Source organism: Shewanella nanhaiensis, from assembly GCF_019457885.1.
Lineage (GTDB): Bacteria > Pseudomonadota > Gammaproteobacteria > Enterobacterales > Shewanellaceae > Shewanella > Shewanella nanhaiensis.
The window spans coordinates 19619-40288 of the sequence record NZ_JAHZST010000029.1; the positions used below are offsets into that span (position 1 = coordinate 19619).

Genomic DNA, 20670 nt, shown 5'->3' on the forward strand with positions numbered 1-20670 from the left:
TCAAGCCTCCTTATATAGATAGTTTCTTAACGCGTTTACCACCCCAAATAGCGTTAACTATTGAGCGAGTACCCACGATAGAAGTGAACATTGACGTCGCAATACCAATCATCAAGGTGACAGCAAAACCTTTAACAGCACCAGTACCCACAGCAAACAGAATCAATGCCGTCATAAAGGTGGTGATGTTCGCGTCGGCAATAGTTGAAAACGCATTACCATAACCTTCATGGATCGCTTGCTGCACACTGCGACCGTTACGTAACTCTTCACGGATACGCTCATAGATCAGAACGTTACCATCGACAGCCATACCCACGGTTAGCACCATACCCGCAATACCAGGTAGAGTCAGCACGGCACCAGGGATCATCGACATAACGCCAACAACCATCACCAAGTTAGCCGTTAGAGCTAAGTTCGCGATAAGACCAAAACCGCGGTAGTACACCAACATAAAGATGAGCACTACGGCCATGCCCCAGATCATCGCTTGCATACCGTTTTGAATATTTTCAGCACCTAAGCTTGGGCCAATCGTGCGCTCTTCTACGATTGTCACAGGCGCAATCAAGGCTCCTGCACGAAGTAACAGAGCTAAGCTTTGTGCTTCTGCATGCTCAAGACCTGTGATGACAAAGTTACGACCTAGACGTGCTTGAATAGTGGCAACTGAGATCACCTCTTCAATCTTCTGCATCTTGATGCTGCCATCAGGATTCTTTTCGCCGTTATCTTTATACTCAATAAACAGGGTCGCCATTGGTTTACCAATGTTGTCCTTTGTCACATTTGAGAAGATAGAACCGCCTTTAGAATCTAAGTTAATACTTACCTGAGGACGGCTGTATTCATCGAAACTTGGCTGTGCGCCCTGAATATGATCACCGGTCAACATAACCGCTTTATGCAGCACAACCTGACCACCATTACGGCGATTATACACCTGTGAACTTGGTGAGATACGACCACTTGCAGCGGCAGCTGCGTCGGCTTTCTCATCAACCATGTGAAACTCAATTGACGCGGTTGCACCTAAGATATCTTTAGCGCGAGCCGTGTCTTGAACACCGGGAAGCTCAACAATAATACGTTCTGCGCCTTGACGTTGTACAACTGGCTCGGCAACACCTAGCTCATTCACACGATTACGGATCGTAGTGATGTTTTGCTGCAGTGCTTCCTCTTTCACTTGCTTAACATAAGCTTCGCTAAGGTTTGCCAGTAACAGGTAGTTACCGTCAGATGAGATATCTCTAAAGACCATGTCGTTACCGCGAGTCTTTAGAAAACGTTCGGCTCTGCCTAAGTTGTCCTCATCACGGAACTTAATCTCGATACCTTTAACGCTGTTTCGAATACCTGCATATCGGATTTTTTCACCACGAAGATCGGTTCTAAAATCTGACATCTTGGCTTCAGTCATCTTACGGATCGCTTCGCCCATATCCACTTCCATTAAGAAGTGCACACCACCACGTAAATCCAGGCCTAACTTCATTGGACTTCCGCCCATTGATTCTAGCCACTGTGGCGTCTTTGGAGCTAAGTTTAAGGCGACGATGTATTTATCACCTAGAGACTCGATAATCGCTTCTTTTGCTAACAGTTGTTGCTCGCCGTTATTGACACGAACAAGCAATTGGCCATTTTCAAGTTCAGAACGTTTTACCTCGATATTTTTGCTTGCAAGAATATCGTTTACGGTCGACTGAGTCGTTGCAGTAACCTCAGCACCACGGGTAGCGACAACCTGTACAGCGTAGTCTTCCCCGAAGAGATTTGGAATCGCATAGAAAGAACCTACTGCGATGATAATCACCACCATCAGATTCTTCCACATTGGATATTTATTTAACACACCATCGCCCTCTTGGCTTAAAGTGACTTAATAGAGCCTTTAGGCAATACAGCCGCAATGTAATCCTTCTTGATTGTAATTTCAGTTGTTTCGTTCAGAGACAACAACACGTAGTCATTTTCATCGCTGATTTTAGCGATCTTACCCAGTATGCCACCGCTGGTCAGGACTTCATCCCCTTTACCTAGTGAGCTCATTAGGCTCTTATGCTCTTTAACGCGCTTAGATTGTGGACGGAAAATCATGAAATAAAAGATCAGGCCGAATATAACCAGCATGAAAACAAGTTCCATGGTACCACCTGCGCCAGATACAGGAGCATCGGCAGCGTATGCATTTGAAATCAACATAGTGTTCTCTTCTTATTGTCAGTGTAAAAATTAATCGATTAATTCTGGAACTTCAGGTACTTCGCGACCTTGACTGGTATAGAAGTCCTCAACAAAGGACTCTAATGTACCTGTCTCGATAGCACCGCGCAAACCTTCCATCAATCTTTGGTAATATCTAAGGTTGTGAATGGTGTTTAAACGAGCACCTAAAATTTCGTTACAACGATCTAAGTGGTAAAGGTATGCCCGAGAATAGTTCTTACAGGTATAACAATCACACTTATCATCAAGTGTGGAAGTATCATCACGATGACGCGCATTGCGTATCTTAATAACACCTTCACTGGTAAACAGATGACCGTTGCGCGCATTACGAGTTGGCATAACACAATCGAACATGTCTACACCACGTCTAACACCCTCAACTAAATCTTCTGGCTTACCGACCCCCATCAAGTATCTTGGCTTGTCAGCTGGGATTTGAGGACATACATGCTCAAGAATGCGATGCATATCTTCTTTAGGCTCACCCACTGCCAAACCACCAACGGCATAACCGTCGAAACCAATATTAACTAGCCCTTTTAGGCTCTCATCACGAAGATCTTCATATACACCACCTTGGATAATACCAAAGAGCGAATTTGGATTTTCGAGTCTGTCAAACTCATCACGTGAACGCTGTGCCCATCGCAGTGACATCTGCATCGACTTACGAGCTTCATCTTCCGTCGCTGGGTATGGCGTACACTCATCAAAAATCATCACAACATCACTGCCTAATGAGTTTTGGATCTGAATAGACTTCTCTGGGTCAAGGAAGATCTTTTCACCATTAATCGGTGAACGGAAGTGTACTCCCTCTTCGGTTATCTTACGGATATCGCCTAAGCTAAATACCTGAAACCCGCCAGAATCGGTAAGAATTGGACGCTGCCAGTTCATAAAGTCATGCAGGTCCCCATGCTTACGCATGATCTCTTCACCTGGGCGAAGCCATAGGTGAAAAGTGTTACCTAGCAAAATATCGGCGCCCGTTTCACGCACCTCTTCCGGAGTCATCCCTTTTACTGTGCCGTAAGTGCCCACAGGCATAAATGCAGGTGTCTCTACTGTGCCACGCTCAAACACCAAACGTCCGCGGCGTGCGCGGCCATCGGTCGTATCTAATTCAAATTTCATTCTATATCCTCGCCAGAAAAACAGTCTGACTCATATAAGCTCGCTATCAATGCCGAGCCGAAGTAAACATTAGAGATAGGGGCAAACTATTGCAGATCAACCCTAAACCTAAATTGGGAGCTAAAAAAAACCCACCGCTTTGAGTGGGTGGGTATTTTAAACCAAATTTTGCTATTAGTTCGCTTTTTTAGTCACAAACATGGCATCACCATAGCTAAAGAAGCGGTATTTTTGAGCAATCGCGTGTTGATAGGCGTTTTTTACCTCATCGAAGCCGGCAAAAGCACTCAAAAGCATGATCAGGGTAGACTCGGGAAGATGGAAGTTTGTCACCATGGCATCCACCACTTTAAACTCATAACCGGGATAGATAAAAATATCAGTATCACGACAAAAAGGCTGAAGTTCACCCTCACTTGCTTTCGCTGCGCTCTCTAGTGAACGAACCGATGTGGTCCCCACTGCGATCACTCGTCCACCATGAGCCTTAGTATGCGCAATTTTATCGACAACCTCTTGAGAAACTTCCGCCCACTCTGAATGCATCTTATGATCGAGCACATCATCGACTTTCACAGGCTGAAAAGTCCCAGCGCCAACATGAAGCGTCACAAAGGCGGTATCAACGCCCTTCTCTTTCAATCTGTTTAACAATGCATCATCGAAGTGTAAACCTGCAGTGGGTGCAGCAACGGCGCCAGGCGCATCGTTATAAACCGTCTGGTAACGCTCTTTATCCGCATCTTCATCGGGACGGTCAATATAGGGGGGCAGAGGCATATGACCGACTTTCTCAAGCACCTCAAGAATGGTCTTCTCATCATTAAGCTCAAGTTCAAACAGGGCATCATGACGCGCAAGCATGGTCATCTCATAACCACCATCGAGACACACTTTAGTGTTCACTTTGGGAGATTTAGAGCTTCTGACATGGGCAAGAATACGTTTATCGTCGAGCATACGCTCAACTAAGATCTCAAGCTTACCGCCCGTCTCCTTTTGTCCAAACAGTCGAGCAGGTATCACCCGGGTGTTATTAAACACCATTAAATCGCCAGGGTTAACCATGTCCAAAATATCGGTAAACTGATTATCACCAAGCTTGCCACTGTTACCTTCTAAAGAGAGTAGACGAGATGAAGTGCGCTCAGGCATGGGATAACGAGCAATAAGCTCATCGGGAAGTTCAAATGAAAAATCGGTCACGCGCATGGTTAGTCTCTGCTTTAAACATAAATCGGGCGCTAGTTTATTGGCAGAGGCTTACAAGATCAACAATCAGTGGTTGCTTTTATTCTCTTCATCGCAGTGTTCGCTCGATTCAACACTGAATTTCTCCTTTCGGTAGTGATAAAACTCGAAAGGGATATCAAACTCGACACGCTGACGTTGCTGCAGTTCTTTTTTACCAATAAATTTTGAAAACCAGTTCCACATCATCCTTGATCCTTAAACCGATACTGAATTAGAAAATGACTAAAAAAATAGACGCATATCCTTAAGATTAAGCTAAGACGATAATTAACCCCGTGAAAGCCTATCTAAGCATCGGCGCGCATGATACCGTGAAATAAGCATTTTCAACAAGAACATTAACAACACCGTCATGAACTTTCTCGCACACCTTCATCTAGCCGATAACAGTAATACAAGCCTTGCGGCTAATTTAGCGGGAGACTTCGCTAAAGGAAATATTGCTGACTTACCTAAGCATCTCCAACAAGGGATCTGGCTACACAGACAGATAGATCAGTTAACCGATAGCCATGAGATCACCAAAGAGTTACTGGCCAAATTTCCTGTATCGCTCAGAAGAGCTGCGCCGATATTAATCGACCTTGCCTTCGATCATATGTTGGCCAAGTATTGGGATGAGTATCATAGTGCCAGCTTAAAAGCATTCTCAACTATTGCATATGATGCGATAGATGCCTGTGAGCAATTGCCCGAGCGTTTACAACTCATCGCACCTAAGATCCGAAGCGAAAACTGGCTATTAGCCTATAGAGATCGCAATGGATTAAATAAAGCCATCGAATCAGTAGCAAAAAGAGTGTCAAAACCTGAAATATTTAACGGGGCCACTAAGGCCGTTAGCGACTTAGATATTGAGATAGAGATAGCATTTAGAACCTTTTACCCTCAGCTCATGGCATACAGCCGGATCTGGACAAGACAGACGCCGAGTGAATATCTACACCTCGATTAAAAACAATGTATGACCTAAGCTCTCTAGCTCAGTCATACATCATTTTGAAGGTAAACTTTACTGGCTGAACATCTTCTCAGGGTGAATAACTGTGCTTCTGTAGCCTGGCTCATGCTTAGTTAAGGTCTTGATCTTAATCTCAACCTTCACCTCATTTGTCTTAGGATCCACCTCTGTTATCCAGTGCTCAGGGGCTTTATCGCTCTCTAGCAGTCCTGCGGAAGCAGAGGCCATAAACATGGTTTGATGATCATTTTGCCACTGGGTTATCGATGTTATCGGACTATACCACTCATAACCTCGCTCTTTACCGTACTCCCACACCTGTTGTACTGTCATCTTATCCATGTCAACTTTGTACTCAACACCGCGAGAGTATTTATCGGTCGCAAAAAATGGTTGCTTAAGCCCACGTCCATCACCGTTATCAAACACTGTCACAGTGCCCCGCTCAGGGACTGGCCATGCCGTATGCTGTGTCCAGCTCCAATCAAATTTGCCATCACAACCCCCTTTATCACACCTAAGCTGCTCACCTTGGCTATCAACAGGCGTTAATACTTTAGCAGCCAAAGCCTCACTCCACCCCTCAGGTGTTCCCAAGATCCACTTAACTTCATCATCACTTCCAACTTTCACCACAGCAGATTGATGCCGGCTGCTGATGATGATGCTGTCATCACTTGCATCATAACCAATGGAGTTAATATGGATCCAATTGCGGCCAGTCCCAACGCCAGCTACATCGCCAAAAGGCTCATTTGCCAGTTGTTCAGCACTTCTGGTCTTCCCAGCTTCTTTCACATCAACATTAAGACACACAGCTCCCATATCCAGAGATTTAAGAACCGTATCTCGAAGCGGATCCAAGATTTTGTTAAAATCCCACACCTTAACCACATCGCCATTACTATCGACCTCAATCACATGGTCACGCACAGTATCAAGCTTAAGGCCCTCTTTTGTTAGATAATCTTTTTTCCCCACTCGTAGTAACAGGTGCCCGTTAGGCATCTCTGTTATCTCATGGGATAAACCGATAAAACCACGAGGCAAAGTGCGCTTTAAGATAGGCTTACCAATAAAGTCATACTTAGCATAATAAGCTGAGTTAAAACCTGCATATTGCTCAAACATCACTCCCTGACCAAATATCAGTTTTCCATCTGATGTTTGCTTAAATGACATAGAGCCACCAGGACGATCGTAGATCACCCCTGCATTGAGATGCCAACGTACATCACCATTGGTATCTATGATATTTTGGGTAGGCTGCCAATCCCAATGATCACGAACATTAGGCGGAATGACCTGTCCGTCAACCAGATAGAGCCTGTTCTGAAAGCCATCGGCAACCGTTACTGCTTCATACTCATATTGGCTGCGTTCTTGTCCATCAATATGGATGTGTGGCAATGCACTGGTTCTGATCCTATAGGTTTCGTTAACAGAAGCTCCATTAAGCTTATAACTAACATTGACTGTATTAAGCAGATCAGGATAGAGCCCAAACACAGGTATCCCATCATGGGTATTAAGCTGGTTTTGACTGACTTGATATCGAATATCGATTCCCTTCTTCCCTCTCCCTTTCACCTCGACTGACACATCAGATATCTGCTTACCCCCTAAATCGATTAAAGCAACTAGAGGACTGAAATGATAGGGGTCAACATACACAAAGCCTAATTGACCTTGTGCAACAGCTGATGAAGAGGTACCGGGTAGATCGCCTCCAGCAACAACAGTATGTGAAACGCTCGATAGCAAAGCGCCTGAAACGAGCAAAATGCAGATAGCTAAAGGTTTTAAATTCATTAAATTTTCCGAGATGCTGGCAATAGTTGAGAAACTGGCGACAGCCAATGTATTAGCAGTTAAAAAGATAAATGGAAAATACCAGCTCGATAATATCTATGCTTCAATCAAACTCACAAAACAGAGATTGAAATTTAAAAGCTGAAAATAAGTGTGATTAGCCGCAATAATTCATCAGCAAATTCCCTATAAACAGTCGCACTTTTGGATATTAATCATATCGGTAATGGGTATAATACCCCCTCGCAACAGGAGAGCACATGCAGATATTCACATACACCCCGCCGTCAATACCTTGGTTAGATATTCGTTATCAAGACAGAGATATGATTGTGATTAATAAACCTTCGGGGCTTCTTTCCAACCCAGGTAGAGCGGAGAACACCTTTGACTGTGCACTGACTCGTTTGTTGCAACGCTACCCTGAAACCATTTTGGTTCATCGGCTCGACTGTGCCACCTCAGGCATTATGGTGTTTGCTCTCAATAAAAAAGCAGAGTCAAATATTAAAACGCAATTTCAAAATCGCCTAAGTAAGAAGACCTATATTGCAGAAGTTCAAGGGCATTTAGATAAAGCTGAAGGGGTCATAGGGTTAGCCATGAAGGCCGATAATGAACGTCCACCACTGCAAAAAATAGCTGAAGATGGGAAACCCTCAAAAACCTATTATAAAGTACTTGAAAGAAGAGAAAACAGCACGCTAGTTGAGTTAAATCCGGTTACCGGACGTACCCATCAACTTAGGCTACATATGCTTGCGATAGGACATCCAATTTTAGGTGATGACTTTTACGGGGAGCAAGAGGTAATCGATGCATCACACAGGCTGTGTTTGCATGCCATGACCTTGACTATCACTCACCCCTATTCTGGAAAGCTCATGAGCTTTACCAGTTCACACCCTTTTACAGCTTAGCCAATACTGTGTAGCTAGCGCATTAATAAGAGCGCTAGCTATACTAACTTAAGCCACTTTAGCGGTATAAAAACAGCTTGAGGAGTTACAAAACTGCAGAGTTTTTCCATCAGACAATAGGAAGTACTCACCAAAAATATTACCCCCCACATCCTCTAACTTAAGTCCCTCGGGTGTTTGTGTTGCCTCCATCTCATCTAAGCTATGGCAGCCATCGTTATACCAAGTTTCAAGATAGATTTTACCATCTTCCCGGTAGAGGGTTATCTTATCGCCGACAGAGTCTCTCTCATCTACCCAGCGACCGACAATGTCTCTTTTTTCTGCTTCTTTTGCCTGCCAACCCAAGCGCTGCCTTTTCTCAACAACTGACATTTTAATCACCTTAAGCAGTTCACTACTATCGACTTTAAATGTTTGATCTTGTATGACTGTAGTCACAGATGTCATTGTTATTTTACTCCACTGATACCACAAATGTTAATTATTTGTAACACTTACAAGCTTTAGCATTTTTACACTTGTTTAATTTTAGCTTAAGTAAGTGTATAAAAACTGTATCCTAATTACAAAATAAAAACGCGATCTAAGTCACTTTATATGCAGCCGCACTTTGATAATTGACTTTATTACCTAACCCATCGGATGAGTAAAAAATGCACTAACTGTAACTCATAAATTTGATATAACTGTTGTCGAAAAAATAATAATCATAAACAGAACAATATCATTAGGCTTTATTTTTGATAATTGATTCTAAATTACAATAACTTGCTCCTACAGGAAGTCTATGAAAAACTTTAATCGCCGCGCTTTTTTAAAAGCTGCCGGGGCTACAACAGCAGGCCTTGTCACCAGTGGATTAGTCCTCCCAACCTCAGCTCAGCCCCAAAAAATGCCACCTAAACCTAGCCAAGGAAAAAGTGTCATGGGCTTGATATCACCCAAATTAAACACAGTCAGGGTGGGTTTTATCGGTGTTGGCCAACGTGGATATGGCCATGTAAAGCATTTTTGTCATCTTGAAGGTGTTGAAATTAAGGCCATCTGTGACACAGACTCAGAGGTATTAGACAGAGCGATAGACTTCGTTGTTGAGCAAGGTTTAGCCAAACCCAATGCCTATACAGGCAATGAACACGCTTATCGAGATATGCTACAGCGAGATGATATCGATATCGTCATTATCTCTACGCCTTGGAAATGGCATGCTCCAATGGCCATCGATACCATGGAAAATGGCAAACACGCTTTTGTTGAAGTGCCGCTAGCCATGAGCGTCGAAGAGTGTTGGCAAATTGTCGATACAGCAGAGCGAACGCAAAAGAACTGCATGATGATGGAAAACGTCAACTACGGCCGTGATGAACTGATGGTGCTCAATATGGTTCGCCAAGGAGTATTTGGTGATCTGCTCCATGGTGAGGCGGCCTATATTCATGAACTACGCTGGCAGATGAAAGAGTTAGAGAGTAAAACAGGCTCATGGCGTACTCACTGGCATGCCAAGCGCAACGGCAATCTATACCCTACCCATGGTCTAGGTCCTGTTTCGCAATATATGAATATCAACCGTGGCGATCGTTTCGACTATCTCACCTCCATGAGCTCACCCGCCCTTGGACGTGCCCTTTATGCCAAGCGAGAGTTCCCCGCAGATCATGAGCGTAATCAGCTGAACTATATCAATGGCGATATGAGCACCAGCTTAATTAAGACAGTAAAGGGGCGTACCATCATGGTACAACATGATACCACCACCCCAAGACCCTATAGCCGCCATAACCTGATCCAAGGTACCAATGGTGTCTTTGCTGGCTTTCCTAACAGAATTGCATTAGAACAGTCCCCCTTTGAGCGAGATGAAAAAGGTGGCGAAAGCTTCCATCGCTGGGATATGGACATGACTCGCTGGTACGACAAATATGATCACCCTCTTTGGCAACAGATGGGCAAAGAAGCTGAGCGAAATGGTGGCCATGGCGGTATGGATTTCTTGATGCTATGGCGAATGGTGTATTGCTTAAGAAATGCAGAGCCACTCGATCAAGATGTATATGATGGCGCAGCTTGGTCTGTAGTCAATATTCTCAGTGAGGAGTCGGTCAACAACAGAAGTAACTCTGTCACCTTCCCCGATTTTACCCGCGGTGCTTGGAAAACAGGTAAACCCCTAGGGATAGTTGGCGCTTAATACCAAGTAATACCAATCGGTATAAGTATCACGGGATAAAAAAATGCCTAATACTGAACAGTATTAGGCATTTTTTATTCACACTAACGAGAAAGTTTATGCGCCAGCACTCTCTTTTCTTTCCGCGGCTTCACATGCAGCAGCAGTAAAGATAACGTCAGTAGAACTGTTAAGGCCCGTTTCAGCCGAGTCTTGGATCACACCGATAATAAAACCAACCGCAACCACTTGCATTGCAACATCATTGGAGATCCCAAATAAACTACAGGCCAATGGAATAAGTAAGAGCGAACCACCTGCTACTCCCGAGGCACCACAGGCAGAAATACCTGCAACCACACTGAGCAAGATCGCAGTTAGAATATCGACTTGAACCCCCATAGTGTTTGCAGCTGCTAATGTCAGGATCGTAATCGTAATTGCCGCGCCGCCCATATTAATCGTCGCCCCTAACGGGATAGATACAGAATACGTATCTTCGTGTAGCTTAAGCTTTTCACACAAAGCCATGTTCACAGGAATATTCGCGGCACTAGAGCGAGTAAAGAAGGCTGTCACACCACTTTCGCGAATACAAGTAAACACCAATGGGTATGGGTTACGGCGTATTTTAAAGTACACAATCGCAGGGTTGATGATCAACGCCATAATCGCCATTGCCCCAAGAAGAACAAGAAGCAGGTGCATATAGCCAGCAATAGCGCTAAAGCCTGTACTTGCAAATGTTGATGATACTAAGCCAAAAATACCAATCGGTGCTAAGCGAATAATAAAGCGCACCATTTGAGATACACCATGGCTCACATCTGCGAACACCTGCTTAGTTGAATCAGTTGCATGATGCAATGCTAAACCAAGACCCACACCCCAGGCTAAAATACCGATATAGTTACCAGTCATTAATGCGTTAACAGGATTATCTACAAGCTGGAATAATAAAGTGTGGATCACTTCACCGATCCCCTCTGGCGGACTTGCCTGAGCCGCATCTAAAGTTAGTGCCAGTGTGGTCGGAAATGCAAAACTCATCAAGACAGCAGTAACTGCGGCTGCGAAGGTACCAAAAAGATATAAGATCACAATAGGACGCATATTGGTCTTAGCGTTTTTCTTCTGATTTGCAATGGAAGCTGCAACTAAAATAAACACTAAGATTGGTGCTATAGCCTTTAACGCACCAACAAACAACTGACCTAAAAATGCGACACTTTGAGCTGCGCTTTCAGAAAATGTGGCAACAATGATGCCCGCGATAATCCCAATTAGGATCTGCAGCACTAAGCTGCCATTAGCCAGTTTGGCTAAAAAAGATTGGTTTTGATTCATGAAGTGGCCTGTTACTTTTATATTTATGATGTTAACAGTCACACCCGCTTGGCGGGGCGATTACGCTAACTGAATAAGTTATTTTTCTTTAATCAGAAGTTGTAACCAAACTGGCCTCAGATGTCTAGTCATACATCACAAATTGGTGACAATATTACCTACACATAGCATTTGAGCATCATGGTACTAACTTTTGGCTTTACTCTCAGCGCCACGAAGCATTGCGCTGATAAGCTCATGGGCATCAAACTTCTCCAACGCTTCATTAGCGCCAACCTGTTGAGCCTGACCAATGCTTATCTCACTCGACAAAGAAGTGTGTAAAATAATATAAGCTTGCGCTAACGCGGGAGTATTTTTTACCTCGAATGCCAATTCATAGCCATCTAGGCCTGGCATCTCAATGTCACTGACCAACATATCTATAGGCTCACGCTTTTCTGCAGCGTTCTGCATTATTGACAGTGCATCATGTCCATCGGAGGTCACTTGGTAGGGGATGTTAATTCTATCGAGAGCATCAGATAACTGTTTACGAGCCACTTTTGAGTCATCGACCAACAGTATCCTTAAGGGCTTAAGTTTTTCTCGCTGCACGTCAGTTAAGATAGCGCGGCTGGTTTCGGGGCTTTCAGGAAAGACTTTAGAGAGCAATAGCTCAACATCGAGGAGCTGTACTAACCCCTCTTCAAAACGTGTCACCCCAGTTAAATATGCGTTAGGCCCTAAGTTATTAGGTGGAGATTCAATATCACGCCAATTACACTCAATGATCTTATCAATCCCGCGAACCAAGAAGCCAATCACCATACGTTGGCAATCAGTAATAACGATATAGCTCTTGGCATACTCATCCTCAGAAAGCCCTTGATAACCCACAGCTGCAGCCATATCGATAACAGGGATAGTATTTCCCCGAATAGTGGCTGCACCTAAAATGGTTGGGTGGGAATGGGGGATCGCATTCAGTGGAGTGTAAGGTACAAGCTCTCGCACTTTTAACGTTCCCACTGCGAATAGCTGCTTGTGAGATAATCTAAAAAGTAATAGCCCTTGTGACTGGCTCGCCTTACTCTTCATCAGTCTTCCAATTATTTATCACCGTATTATTAGAAGTATAACCTTAAAATAGTTAAAAAATATCTCCATTTAGAAAAGAATGCATGACTTGTATTAAGTTTTTGACTATATGAATAATTAGCCTAAAAAAACACCTCGGAATTTATCCTATTTTTTCAAAAAAACGATAAACAGAGGTGCTACATTTAAAAAAAATCTAGAGTCGATAAAATTTACAAGTTAGCCAGGCTTAATCTTGCAATGCATAGAGCACGTCAAAAGCAAACTGATCCCAGCCTTCAGCACTAAATGCGATATCCCTAACAGCCCGAACTTGGCTCACTGCATGCAAAGGTGCAGCACCATTCTCCATTAAGTAGTAAGCCATTAAGAGGCCTGTTCTATCCTTTCCAGAGCGACAATGGATCAACACGGGTAAGGCTTTAGCTTCGCAGTCCCTAATGAACGCTAATGCTTTAGGTAGTTGCTCGACACAAATACCTAAATCATCTTCTGTGGGTGGAATATTACTCGAAAACGGAACACAAGCATAAACAAGCTCAGCCCGCTTAATCGCTGCTAAATCACAATCTTCCCCACCATTGACTGAGAGTATCGCGCCAATACCAGCGGCTTTAATCTCATTAAGATCCCACATATCCTTGTTAGGCCCACTGCGTCCAGCAATTTTGTCTTCGACTAACCAAAATAGATGCTGCATTACTTCTACCTATTACAAAATAATTTATCATTCAAAATATGTGGCCATTATCGACTAAAGATAATGAGTTGATTAACTCTTATACCCAAGCTACCTCAAGATACTCGTTTCAGAGCCCCCGTAGGATAGCTGAACAAGGCAGTGATTGAGGATAATGGTTATTCCCTTGTTGATATCACTAACGCAATGCAGGGATTCTACGGGAACTCCCGAAGGGCATGGCGAGAAGCAACATTTTTCTGTGTTATGAAATATTGAATTAGAATAACTAGTCCTACTATTTCATGCCTTGAACTCTGTCACTTCTCGACATGCTGAATCCTGCATCTTGAAGTTGTTTGGGTATACTTAAGATTTCTTACCCCATAGTTCAGCATTGACTTTAGGTAGTTTTTTTCTTTTTTTCTTACCCATTCCCTCAGGTGCTGCCATGGGCTTAACCTCTCTTGATGGGCAATCTAGTGGGGCTTCCTCATCCGCTTCAAAACCGGTAATCTGCTCACGAACCAACCGAATCTTGTTCTTCTTTTCAATTAGCTTGAAATGTTGATATTCATCATGTGAGATCAAAGACAGTGCTAACCCAGCTTCGCCAGCTCGACCACTACGCCCAATGCGGTGCATGTAATCAGAAGGGCTTCTTGGCAGTTCATAATTGATAACAACGGGAAGTTTTTCAATGTCGATACCACGAGCCGCAATATCAGTAGCAATCAATACGCTTATCTCGCCACTTTTAAAGCCATCTAACACTCGAGTTCTACTACCTTGAGATTTATCGCTATGGAAAACTTGTGCACTAACACCCGCTTTCGCCAATTTTTGCTCCAGACGATTACAGGTGTTCTTAGCACTGGCAAACACCAGTACCTGACGCCAGTTTCGCTCGTTAATCAGATGAGCTAAAAGAGCGGTTTTACGGTTTTTATTAACGGTATAAACCTGCTGTAGTAAGGTGCTCTCCTCTGGACTTTCTAAATGAAGCTCAACAGGTGAATTGAGCAAACTATCAGTCAGCTCTTTTACTTCTTCAGGAAAAGTCGCAGAAAAGAGTAAGGTTTGCTTACGTTTAGGCAGGAGAGCTAAAACTTTCTCTAACTCTTCAGCAAAACCTAAACTTAACATACGATCCGCTTCATCAAGCACCAGATAAGAAGCTTGAGACAGTTTTATCGCATTACTCGACAGCAAATCTAACAAACGCCCAGGCGTTGCAACGAGCACATCTGCGCCTCCACGAAGCGCCAACATCTGAGTGTTAACTGAAACCCCACCAAATACAGCTTCAACTTTAACTTTTGGAGTTAAACCTTGAGCATAACTTTTAAAACTTGCCGCTACCTGCTTAGCTAACTCTCGTGTTGGAACAAGCACGAGTGCCCTTACCATGTTGCCTTTTGCAACAGGTTTATCGCCAACATGTAGATGCTGTAAAATCGGTAAAGCAAATGCAGCCGTTTTACCTGAACCTGTATTTGCACCACCAAGAAGATCTTTCCCCTTTAATAAGTGAGGGATGCTTTGAGATTGGATCTGTGTAGGAGTTGAATACTCTAGTTCAGCAATCCGCTGAATAAGTTCAGGAATTAAACCTAATTCGTCAAAGCGTGCAATGTTTGTGGTTTCACAAGAAAGTGAGTGGGCCATAGATTCAGGGGGCTACCATTAAAAAAATATGGGGCGTATTCTACGCTAGTTGCGCCCCCCTTGCGAGGTTTTGCTGATATGTTCGGCCAACGTAAGCCCCATTATGGGTGCTTTCATAGGTCAGTCAGCACTCAATAAACTCATGACCTACGACTTTCGCCTTCTAGGCTTAACAGTTGCTGTTTCATATTCAAGCCGTAGGCATATCCAGTTAACTTGCCATTTTTGCCAATCACACGATGACAAGGCACGATAATCGCGATGGGATTAGCCCCATTAGCAGCACCAACCGCCCTCACCGCCTTTGGCCTCTTGATCTTCTCAGCTATATCGCCATAACTGCAGGTATGACCGTAACTTAGCTCGGTCAAGGCGTGCCATACTTGAGTTTGAAACTCTGTTCCTTTCGGCGCCAAAGAGACAGTAAACTCCTGACGATCCCCTGAGAAATACTCCTGCAGCTCAGTCTCAAGTTGAGAAAGATGCTGCAAAGCCGACTCAAATAGCTCACCTTTATCTTCCTTGAGTAACTCAGCCCCCTCTTTGGCTACTCCAAGGTGACTAATGCCAAATCGGTTTGCCTTTATGTGTAACATGCCAACAGGGCTATCTACCAACCTATCGGCTATGGGAGTAAGTAGGCGCTTATCCGCCATATACCTTACCTGTGAACCTGATACTTGAACCTCATGCTTATGTGCTTTTTTCATTATTCTAAATTCCATAATTGAAAAGTTAAGTAACTCCCCCAAGGAGAGATACTCTGCTCTAATTGCTGCGTGATCGTTTTGTAAGGAGTATCGAGATTTACCGTTAAGTCAGCTCCGGCTCCCATCAACGCTTCATATCGCTTAAGCACCCTTTTTTTAACGATAAGATCTGAACAGAGTAGAATATTAGGATCGCTTAACCCTCTCATTTTCGCATAGGCCACAGTCCATGGTCCTATCCCTTTGATATTAAGCCAGTCATCCACAGGTGCATCAGGATATTGACTAACAAACGCCCCAAAAGCATTAAGGGCTGCTTTTCTGGCTCCCGGCATCTTTAACTCATCTAAACTTGCGCTCGCTATTGCTAGAGGAGTTGGAAATAGGAGAACCTCTCTTCCTGAAATAGTAAGGCGCTCACCATTTTCCTCTACTAATCGATTAAGCAATTTAGTGGCCTGAACCACACTTACCTGTTGGCCTAGAATCGCCCTACAACCTGCTTCAAATGCAGACCAAGTACCTGGCAACCTTAGGCCATCTACAATCAAGTTTTTAATAATATCGATCGAAGATAGACTCGTTTGAATTTGAAACATATCAGCGTCGAGATCTAACACACGCTTTATTTGCGCTACCACCTCACTTAATACAGGTAAAGCTTGGGGATCGGCTAGATGAATAGTGACATTAAATCTATGCTTCACTTCATCATGCTTAGCCTCAAAAAAGCCTTTCACTTGTCCAATTTGAAAGCTACGACTATAACCTTCTAAGCCAGCTTCCCACTCCATTCCTTCGACCATTCTTAACCGGTAAAAATCCAGCTGCTTTTGCCAATTAAGCGGTGGTCGATAGCTGAAGTGCATAGATAATCGTATTCCGCTCCCTTCATCACTCAACTCGTTTTGGTGCGAGCCGCGGCTTTTGCGCAGTGCAGAAGGCGTTAAAGCTAACGTTTGCTGAAAAACCTCATTAAAGCGTCTGATGCTAGTAAATCCGGCCGCCAGTCCAACTTGCGTCATCGACAAATCTGTCTGATGTAACAGTTGTTTAGCAAACATCAATTGGCGAAACTGCGCATATTTGTTTGGAGATGTCCCCACCTTATCAACGAAGAGTTTTCTTAAGTATCGGCTGGTGATCCCTAACTTCTGCGCCAGTGACTCTAATGAGCCAGAGTTATCACCAAAAAGAAATCCGTCATCGATTAGTGATAAGGCTCGTTCGACCGTCGTATCTGTGCCTTTCCATGCAAAAGATCCAGGTGCGCTGTCAGGCCTGCAACGTAAACAAGGTCTAAGCCCAGCGTTGGCAGCCTCTATAGCCGTCGAAAAATAGCGAACATTCTTCTCCTTTGGCGGTGTAGCCGGACAAATTGAGCGGCAAAAGATCCCTGTCGTTAGTACACCAATAAAAAAAACACCATCAAAACGAGGATCTCTAGCCAACCTTGCTCTTCGACAAGACTCATCCGTTAACATCCTCTCAGGTTCAGAACACATGCTCACAACACCTTACCCATACAATAATTGAGTTTAGGTATCACTTTACTCACTTTAATCTTGTTGAACTAGCGGAAAACGGAACTGAATTTAAAATAAATAATAACCACAAAAATGCAGCTATTTACTATATGCTAACAAATTGCCCACCTATCGCAGAAATACAACACCAATTGAGGACTTAGATGTTCAAACGATTTGAATCATGGATTGATGCCCTCCCCTCCAAAGAGCCTGAACAACCACCAACAGGGGTATATGCTTTTTGCCGCTTTTACACGAAGGGATTTGAACTTCCACTTATTTTAATGTCGATATTAACGGCAATACTTGCAGTACTTGAGGTCTCTCTATTTGGCTTTATGGGGCAACTTGTCGATCTATTAATTGCTCACGATCCCGACACACTATTTGAAAAAGAGGGTAAAAAGCTGCTCGGTATGACACTGCTCATATTAATCGTCATTCCAGCGCTCGTATTACTTCATGCACTGATTGTGTACCAAGGTCTGCTAGGTAACTATCCCATGTCTATCAGATGGTTAGCTCATAGGTACTTGCTCAAACAGAGTGTATCTTTTTATCAAAATGATTTTGCTGGGCGTATCGCAACTAAGGTAATGCAAACCTCAATTGCGGTGCGAGATACTGTAACCAAAATCTTGGATGTACTGGTCTATATCTTAGTCTACTTCATCTCAATGCTTGTCATGATTGCAGATGCAGATCCCCGCCTTATGGCACCTATGTTTATATGGTTATGTGTCTATATCGGGATCCAGTTTCTCTTCATTCCTAAGCTTAAAGCCGCTTCTACAGCCCAAGCCGATGCGCGTTCTACCATGACAGGGAGAGTCGTCGACAGTTATACCAACATCACCACGGTCAAACTGTTCTCTCACACCCAAAAAGAAGCTGAATATGCGCAAGGAAGCATGGAAAGCTTTCTTCATACCGTCTACCGCCAGATGCGATTAGTAACAGGCATTAATGTCAGCGTGCAGATCATCAACTACCTGCTTGTTTTTGCGATAGCGGCAATATCAATATACCTATGGAGCCACCATGCGATAACAATTGGCGCCATCACCATCGCAGTTAGTCTTTCACTCAGACTTAATGGCATGTCTCAATGGATCATGTGGGAGATAAGCTCACTATTTGAAAATATTGGTACTGTCGCAGATGGTGTCAATACATTATCAAAACCAACAGAGATACAAGATATAGAAAATGCAGAGAAGCTTAAGGTATCACATGGGGCTATCGACTTTAGACAGATAAGTTTTCACTACGGCGAAGATAGCGGCGTCATCGAGAAGCTGGATCTCAATATTAAACCAGGAGAAAAAGTAGGTTTAGTTGGCCGCTCTGGCGCAGGAAAATCAACCTTAGTGAATTTGTTAATGCGCTTTTATGATGTAGAAAAAGGGACAATTGAGATTGATGGGCAAGACATTAAGCGGGTACAACAAGACTCACTGCGTGCCAATATAGGCATGGTAACTCAGGATACCTCCCTACTTCACCGCTCAATTCGTGACAATATTCTCTATGGTAACCCAGAGGCTAGTGATGAGGCTCTTCAAAGTGCCATAACAAACTCTCAATCATATGACTTTATCCAATCACTAAGCGATCCTGAAGGAAACCAAGGACTCGATGCACAAGTTGGAGAAAGAGGCGTTAAGCTCTCTGGCGGACAGCGCCAGCGAATCGCAATTGCACGGGTTCTTTTAAAGAATGCCCCTATTTTGTTACTCGATGAAGCCACATCAGCACTGGATTCTGAAGTTGAGGCCGCCATTCAGGAAAGTTTATACAAGCTAATGGAGGGAAAAACGGTAATAGCGATAGCACATAGGCTTTCCACTATCGCAGCAATGGACAGACTAATCGTGTTAGACCAAGGAAATATCGTTGAGCAAGGTACTCACTTAGAGTTAATTGCATCGGGTGGGATCTATGCTCAGCTTTGGGCTCATCAAACAGGTGGTTTCCTAGGTATAGATTAATACTAATCACGATAAAATTATTACCGCTCAGCTTTTATTAAATCTAGCAATCACAACATTCAGGCATAAAAAAACCACCTTTCGGTGGTTTTTATATTACTGAATCAAAGATTACAGCAACAAGTTTAATATGGTGGAGCCTAGCGGGATCGAACCGCTGACCTCAACACTGCCAGTGTTGCGCTCTCCCAGCTGAGCTAAGGCCCCATTTCACGCACTGGAATAAGCATGAAATTTTGAAATAGTGGTATCCCCAAGGGGATTCGAACCCCTGTTACCGCCGTGAAAGGGCGGTGTCCTAGGCCTCTAGACGATGGGGACCCGGACATACTGTTTTACTTCCAATATAACGAAGACCTATAAGTCACACTTCAGAAGGCTATTAAAGTGAAACCACCGTGCTGTTCTTAATAAGAATAGCGCGGTGTCCTAGGCATCATCTAGACGATGACACTTTATAAACAAGAGCTAGGACTGCATTAGACTCTGCAAAGAGTGAATACTCATTAAACCCTGTAGGCTAAGGTTTAAAGCTTGAATAATCAGACCGAAATCCAACCATTATAAATAGTGGTATCCCCAAGGGGATTCGAACCCCTGTTACCGCCGTGAAAGGGCGGTGTCCTAGGCCTCTAGACGATGGGGACCCGGACTGCATTAGACTCTGCAAAGAGTGAATACTCATTAAACCCTGTAGGCTAAGGTTTAACGCTTGAACAATCAGACCGAAATCCAACCATTATAAAATAGTGGTATCCCCAAGGGGATTCGAACCCCTGTTACCGCCGTGAAAGGGCGGTGTCCTAGGCCTCTAGACGATGGGGACCCGGACTGCATTAGACTCTGTAAAGAGTGAATACTCATCAAACCCTGTAGGCTAAGGTTTAAAGCTTGAATAATCAGACCGAAATCCAACCATTATAAAATAGTGGTATCCCCAAGGGGATTCGAACCCCTGTTACCGCCGTGAAAGGGCGGTGTCCTAGGCCTCTAGACGATGGGGACCCGGACTGCATTAGACTCTGCAAAGAGTGAATACTCATTAAACCCTGTAGGCTAAGGTTTAACGCTTGAACAATCAGACCGAAATCCAATCATTATAAAAAGTGGTATCCCCAAGGGGATTCGAACCCCTGTTACCGCCGTGAAAGGGCGGTGTCCTAGGCCTCTA

The 20670-nt window shown here is 43.8% G+C and carries 17 protein-coding genes and 5 tRNA genes; 4 read left to right on the plus strand and 18 right to left on the minus strand.

From position 1 onward, the window contains the following. Positions 1 to 10: 10 nt before the first annotated feature. The 5 genes from secD to K0625_RS23160 form a co-directional block, all read right to left on the minus strand. Positions 11 to 1861 (minus strand): protein translocase subunit SecD, encoded by a 1851-nt coding sequence (secD, locus tag K0625_RS23140; protein ID WP_220111762.1) that lies wholly within the window; start codon positions 1859 to 1861, stop codon positions 11 to 13. 17 nt (positions 1862 to 1878) lie between these two features. Further along, a complete protein-coding gene (yajC, locus tag K0625_RS23145) occupies positions 1879 to 2211 on the minus strand; it encodes a preprotein translocase subunit YajC (RefSeq protein ID WP_012324387.1) in 333 nt (110 codons plus the stop codon). A 30-nt stretch (positions 2212 to 2241) separates the two neighbouring features. Continuing rightward, positions 2242 to 3375 (minus strand): tRNA guanosine(34) transglycosylase Tgt, encoded by a 1134-nt coding sequence (gene tgt / locus K0625_RS23150; protein WP_220111763.1) that lies wholly within the window; start codon positions 3373 to 3375, stop codon positions 2242 to 2244. A 174-nt stretch (positions 3376 to 3549) separates the two neighbouring features. Further along, positions 3550 to 4587 (minus strand): tRNA preQ1(34) S-adenosylmethionine ribosyltransferase-isomerase QueA, encoded by a 1038-nt coding sequence (gene queA / locus K0625_RS23155; RefSeq protein WP_220111764.1) that lies wholly within the window; start codon positions 4585 to 4587, stop codon positions 3550 to 3552. Positions 4588 to 4653: 66 nt separating this feature from the next. Further along, positions 4654 to 4815, minus strand: coding sequence for a hypothetical protein (locus tag K0625_RS23160; protein WP_220111765.1), 162 nt, complete (start codon positions 4813 to 4815; stop codon positions 4654 to 4656). A 166-nt stretch (positions 4816 to 4981) separates the two neighbouring features. Between K0625_RS23160 and K0625_RS23165 the strand changes: the two genes are divergently transcribed. Beyond that, entirely contained in the window at positions 4982 to 5584 is a 603-nt protein-coding gene (locus K0625_RS23165) for an acyl carrier protein phosphodiesterase (protein ID WP_220111766.1), read from the plus strand. 57 nt (positions 5585 to 5641) lie between these two features. On the opposite strand, the gene K0625_RS23170 is transcribed toward K0625_RS23165, so the two are convergent. Beyond that, positions 5642 to 7402, minus strand: coding sequence for an aryl-sulfate sulfotransferase (locus K0625_RS23170; protein ID WP_220111767.1), 1761 nt, complete (start codon positions 7400 to 7402; stop codon positions 5642 to 5644). 260 nt (positions 7403 to 7662) lie between these two features. On the opposite strand from K0625_RS23170, the gene K0625_RS23175 reads away from it, so the two are divergent. Continuing rightward, a complete protein-coding gene (locus K0625_RS23175; RefSeq protein ID WP_220111768.1) occupies positions 7663 to 8322 on the plus strand; it encodes an RluA family pseudouridine synthase in 660 nt (219 codons plus the stop codon). 48 nt (positions 8323 to 8370) lie between these two features. Here the strand turns inward: K0625_RS23175 and K0625_RS23180 are convergent, their stop codons facing one another. Further along, on the minus strand, positions 8371 to 8772 hold the full coding sequence (locus K0625_RS23180) for a hypothetical protein (RefSeq protein ID WP_220111769.1): 402 nt from the start codon (positions 8770 to 8772) through the stop codon (positions 8371 to 8373). Between the two features lie 340 nt (positions 8773 to 9112). Here K0625_RS23180 and K0625_RS23185 point away from each other — a divergent pair, with 340 nt between their 5' ends. After that, positions 9113 to 10516, plus strand: a complete 1404-nt coding sequence (locus tag K0625_RS23185) for a Gfo/Idh/MocA family oxidoreductase (protein WP_220111770.1) — start codon at positions 9113 to 9115, stop codon at positions 10514 to 10516. A 96-nt stretch (positions 10517 to 10612) separates the two neighbouring features. On the opposite strand, the gene sstT is transcribed toward K0625_RS23185, so the two are convergent. The 6 genes from sstT to K0625_RS23215 all read right to left on the minus strand — a co-directional run bounded on the left by sstT (position 10613) and on the right by K0625_RS23215 (position 17484). Then, on the minus strand, positions 10613 to 11842 hold the full coding sequence (gene sstT / locus K0625_RS23190) for a serine/threonine transporter SstT (protein WP_220111771.1): 1230 nt from the start codon (positions 11840 to 11842) through the stop codon (positions 10613 to 10615). A 186-nt stretch (positions 11843 to 12028) separates the two neighbouring features. Continuing rightward, a complete protein-coding gene (locus K0625_RS23195) occupies positions 12029 to 12922 on the minus strand; it encodes a chemotaxis protein CheV (protein WP_220111772.1) in 894 nt (297 codons plus the stop codon). Between the two features lie 229 nt (positions 12923 to 13151). Then, positions 13152 to 13622 carry a phosphatase domain-containing protein gene (locus K0625_RS23200; protein ID WP_220111773.1) on the minus strand — a complete coding sequence of 157 codons (471 nt, stop codon included), beginning with the start codon at positions 13620 to 13622 and terminating at the stop codon, positions 13152 to 13154. Positions 13623 to 13970: 348 nt separating this feature from the next. Beyond that, positions 13971 to 15269 carry a DEAD/DEAH box helicase gene (locus tag K0625_RS23205; RefSeq protein ID WP_220111774.1) on the minus strand — a complete coding sequence of 433 codons (1299 nt, stop codon included), beginning with the start codon at positions 15267 to 15269 and terminating at the stop codon, positions 13971 to 13973. Positions 15270 to 15409: 140 nt separating this feature from the next. Further along, on the minus strand, positions 15410 to 15925 hold the full coding sequence (locus tag K0625_RS23210; protein WP_232847257.1) for a methylated-DNA--[protein]-cysteine S-methyltransferase: 516 nt from the start codon (positions 15923 to 15925) through the stop codon (positions 15410 to 15412). A gap of 53 nt (positions 15926 to 15978) precedes the next feature. Further along, the gene (locus K0625_RS23215; RefSeq protein ID WP_220111776.1) at positions 15979 to 17484 is read right to left on the minus strand and encodes a DNA-3-methyladenine glycosylase 2 family protein; all 1506 of its coding nucleotides are present in this window, start codon (positions 17482 to 17484) and stop codon (positions 15979 to 15981) included. A 185-nt stretch (positions 17485 to 17669) separates the two neighbouring features. Here K0625_RS23215 and K0625_RS23220 point away from each other — a divergent pair, with 185 nt between their 5' ends. Beyond that, a complete protein-coding gene (locus K0625_RS23220) occupies positions 17670 to 19499 on the plus strand; it encodes an ABC transporter ATP-binding protein (RefSeq protein WP_220111777.1) in 1830 nt (609 codons plus the stop codon). 131 nt (positions 19500 to 19630) lie between these two features. Here K0625_RS23220 and K0625_RS23225 read toward each other — a convergent pair. The 5 genes from K0625_RS23225 to K0625_RS23245 all read right to left on the minus strand — a co-directional run bounded on the left by K0625_RS23225 (position 19631) and on the right by K0625_RS23245 (position 20504). Continuing rightward, positions 19631 to 19706: transfer RNA gene (locus K0625_RS23225), tRNA-Ala, on the minus strand. A gap of 38 nt (positions 19707 to 19744) precedes the next feature. Then, a tRNA-Glu gene (locus tag K0625_RS23230) sits at positions 19745 to 19820 on the minus strand. Between the two features lie 250 nt (positions 19821 to 20070). Next, positions 20071 to 20146: transfer RNA gene (locus K0625_RS23235), tRNA-Glu, on the minus strand. A gap of 103 nt (positions 20147 to 20249) precedes the next feature. Further along, positions 20250 to 20325, minus strand: a tRNA-Glu gene (locus K0625_RS23240). 103 nt (positions 20326 to 20428) lie between these two features. Further along, positions 20429 to 20504, minus strand: a tRNA-Glu gene (locus tag K0625_RS23245). Positions 20505 to 20670 lie beyond the last annotated feature (166 nt).

What these genes read in the sequence shown, in the direction of transcription:
- yajC (WP_012324387.1), bottom strand. Translation starts at nt 2,211, where the DNA reads ATGTTGATTTCAAATGCATACGCTGCCGATGCTCCTGTATCTGGCGCA.
- tgt (WP_220111763.1), bottom strand. Translation starts at nt 3,375, where the DNA reads ATGAAATTTGAATTAGATACGACCGATGGCCGCGCACGCCGCGGACGT.
- queA (WP_220111764.1), bottom strand. Translation starts at nt 4,587, where the DNA reads ATGCGCGTGACCGATTTTTCATTTGAACTTCCCGATGAGCTTATTGCT.
- K0625_RS23160 (WP_220111765.1), bottom strand. Translation starts at nt 4,815, where the DNA reads ATGATGTGGAACTGGTTTTCAAAATTTATTGGTAAAAAAGAACTGCAG.
- K0625_RS23165 (WP_220111766.1), top strand. Translation starts at nt 4,982, where the DNA reads ATGAACTTTCTCGCACACCTTCATCTAGCCGATAACAGTAATACAAGC.
- K0625_RS23170 (WP_220111767.1), bottom strand. Translation starts at nt 7,402, where the DNA reads ATGAATTTAAAACCTTTAGCTATCTGCATTTTGCTCGTTTCAGGCGCT.
- K0625_RS23175 (WP_220111768.1), top strand. Translation starts at nt 7,663, where the DNA reads ATGCAGATATTCACATACACCCCGCCGTCAATACCTTGGTTAGATATT.
- K0625_RS23180 (WP_220111769.1), bottom strand. Translation starts at nt 8,772, where the DNA reads ATGACATCTGTGACTACAGTCATACAAGATCAAACATTTAAAGTCGAT.
- K0625_RS23185 (WP_220111770.1), top strand. Translation starts at nt 9,113, where the DNA reads ATGAAAAACTTTAATCGCCGCGCTTTTTTAAAAGCTGCCGGGGCTACA.
- sstT (WP_220111771.1), bottom strand. Translation starts at nt 11,842, where the DNA reads ATGAATCAAAACCAATCTTTTTTAGCCAAACTGGCTAATGGCAGCTTA.
- K0625_RS23195 (WP_220111772.1), bottom strand. Translation starts at nt 12,922, where the DNA reads ATGAAGAGTAAGGCGAGCCAGTCACAAGGGCTATTACTTTTTAGATTA.
- K0625_RS23200 (WP_220111773.1), bottom strand. Translation starts at nt 13,622, where the DNA reads ATGCAGCATCTATTTTGGTTAGTCGAAGACAAAATTGCTGGACGCAGT.
- K0625_RS23205 (WP_220111774.1), bottom strand. Translation starts at nt 15,269, where the DNA reads ATGGCCCACTCACTTTCTTGTGAAACCACAAACATTGCACGCTTTGAC.
- K0625_RS23210 (WP_232847257.1), bottom strand. Translation starts at nt 15,925, where the DNA reads ATGGCGGATAAGCGCCTACTTACTCCCATAGCCGATAGGTTGGTAGAT.
- K0625_RS23215 (WP_220111776.1), bottom strand. Translation starts at nt 17,484, where the DNA reads ATGTGTTCTGAACCTGAGAGGATGTTAACGGATGAGTCTTGTCGAAGA.
- K0625_RS23220 (WP_220111777.1), top strand. Translation starts at nt 17,670, where the DNA reads ATGTTCAAACGATTTGAATCATGGATTGATGCCCTCCCCTCCAAAGAG.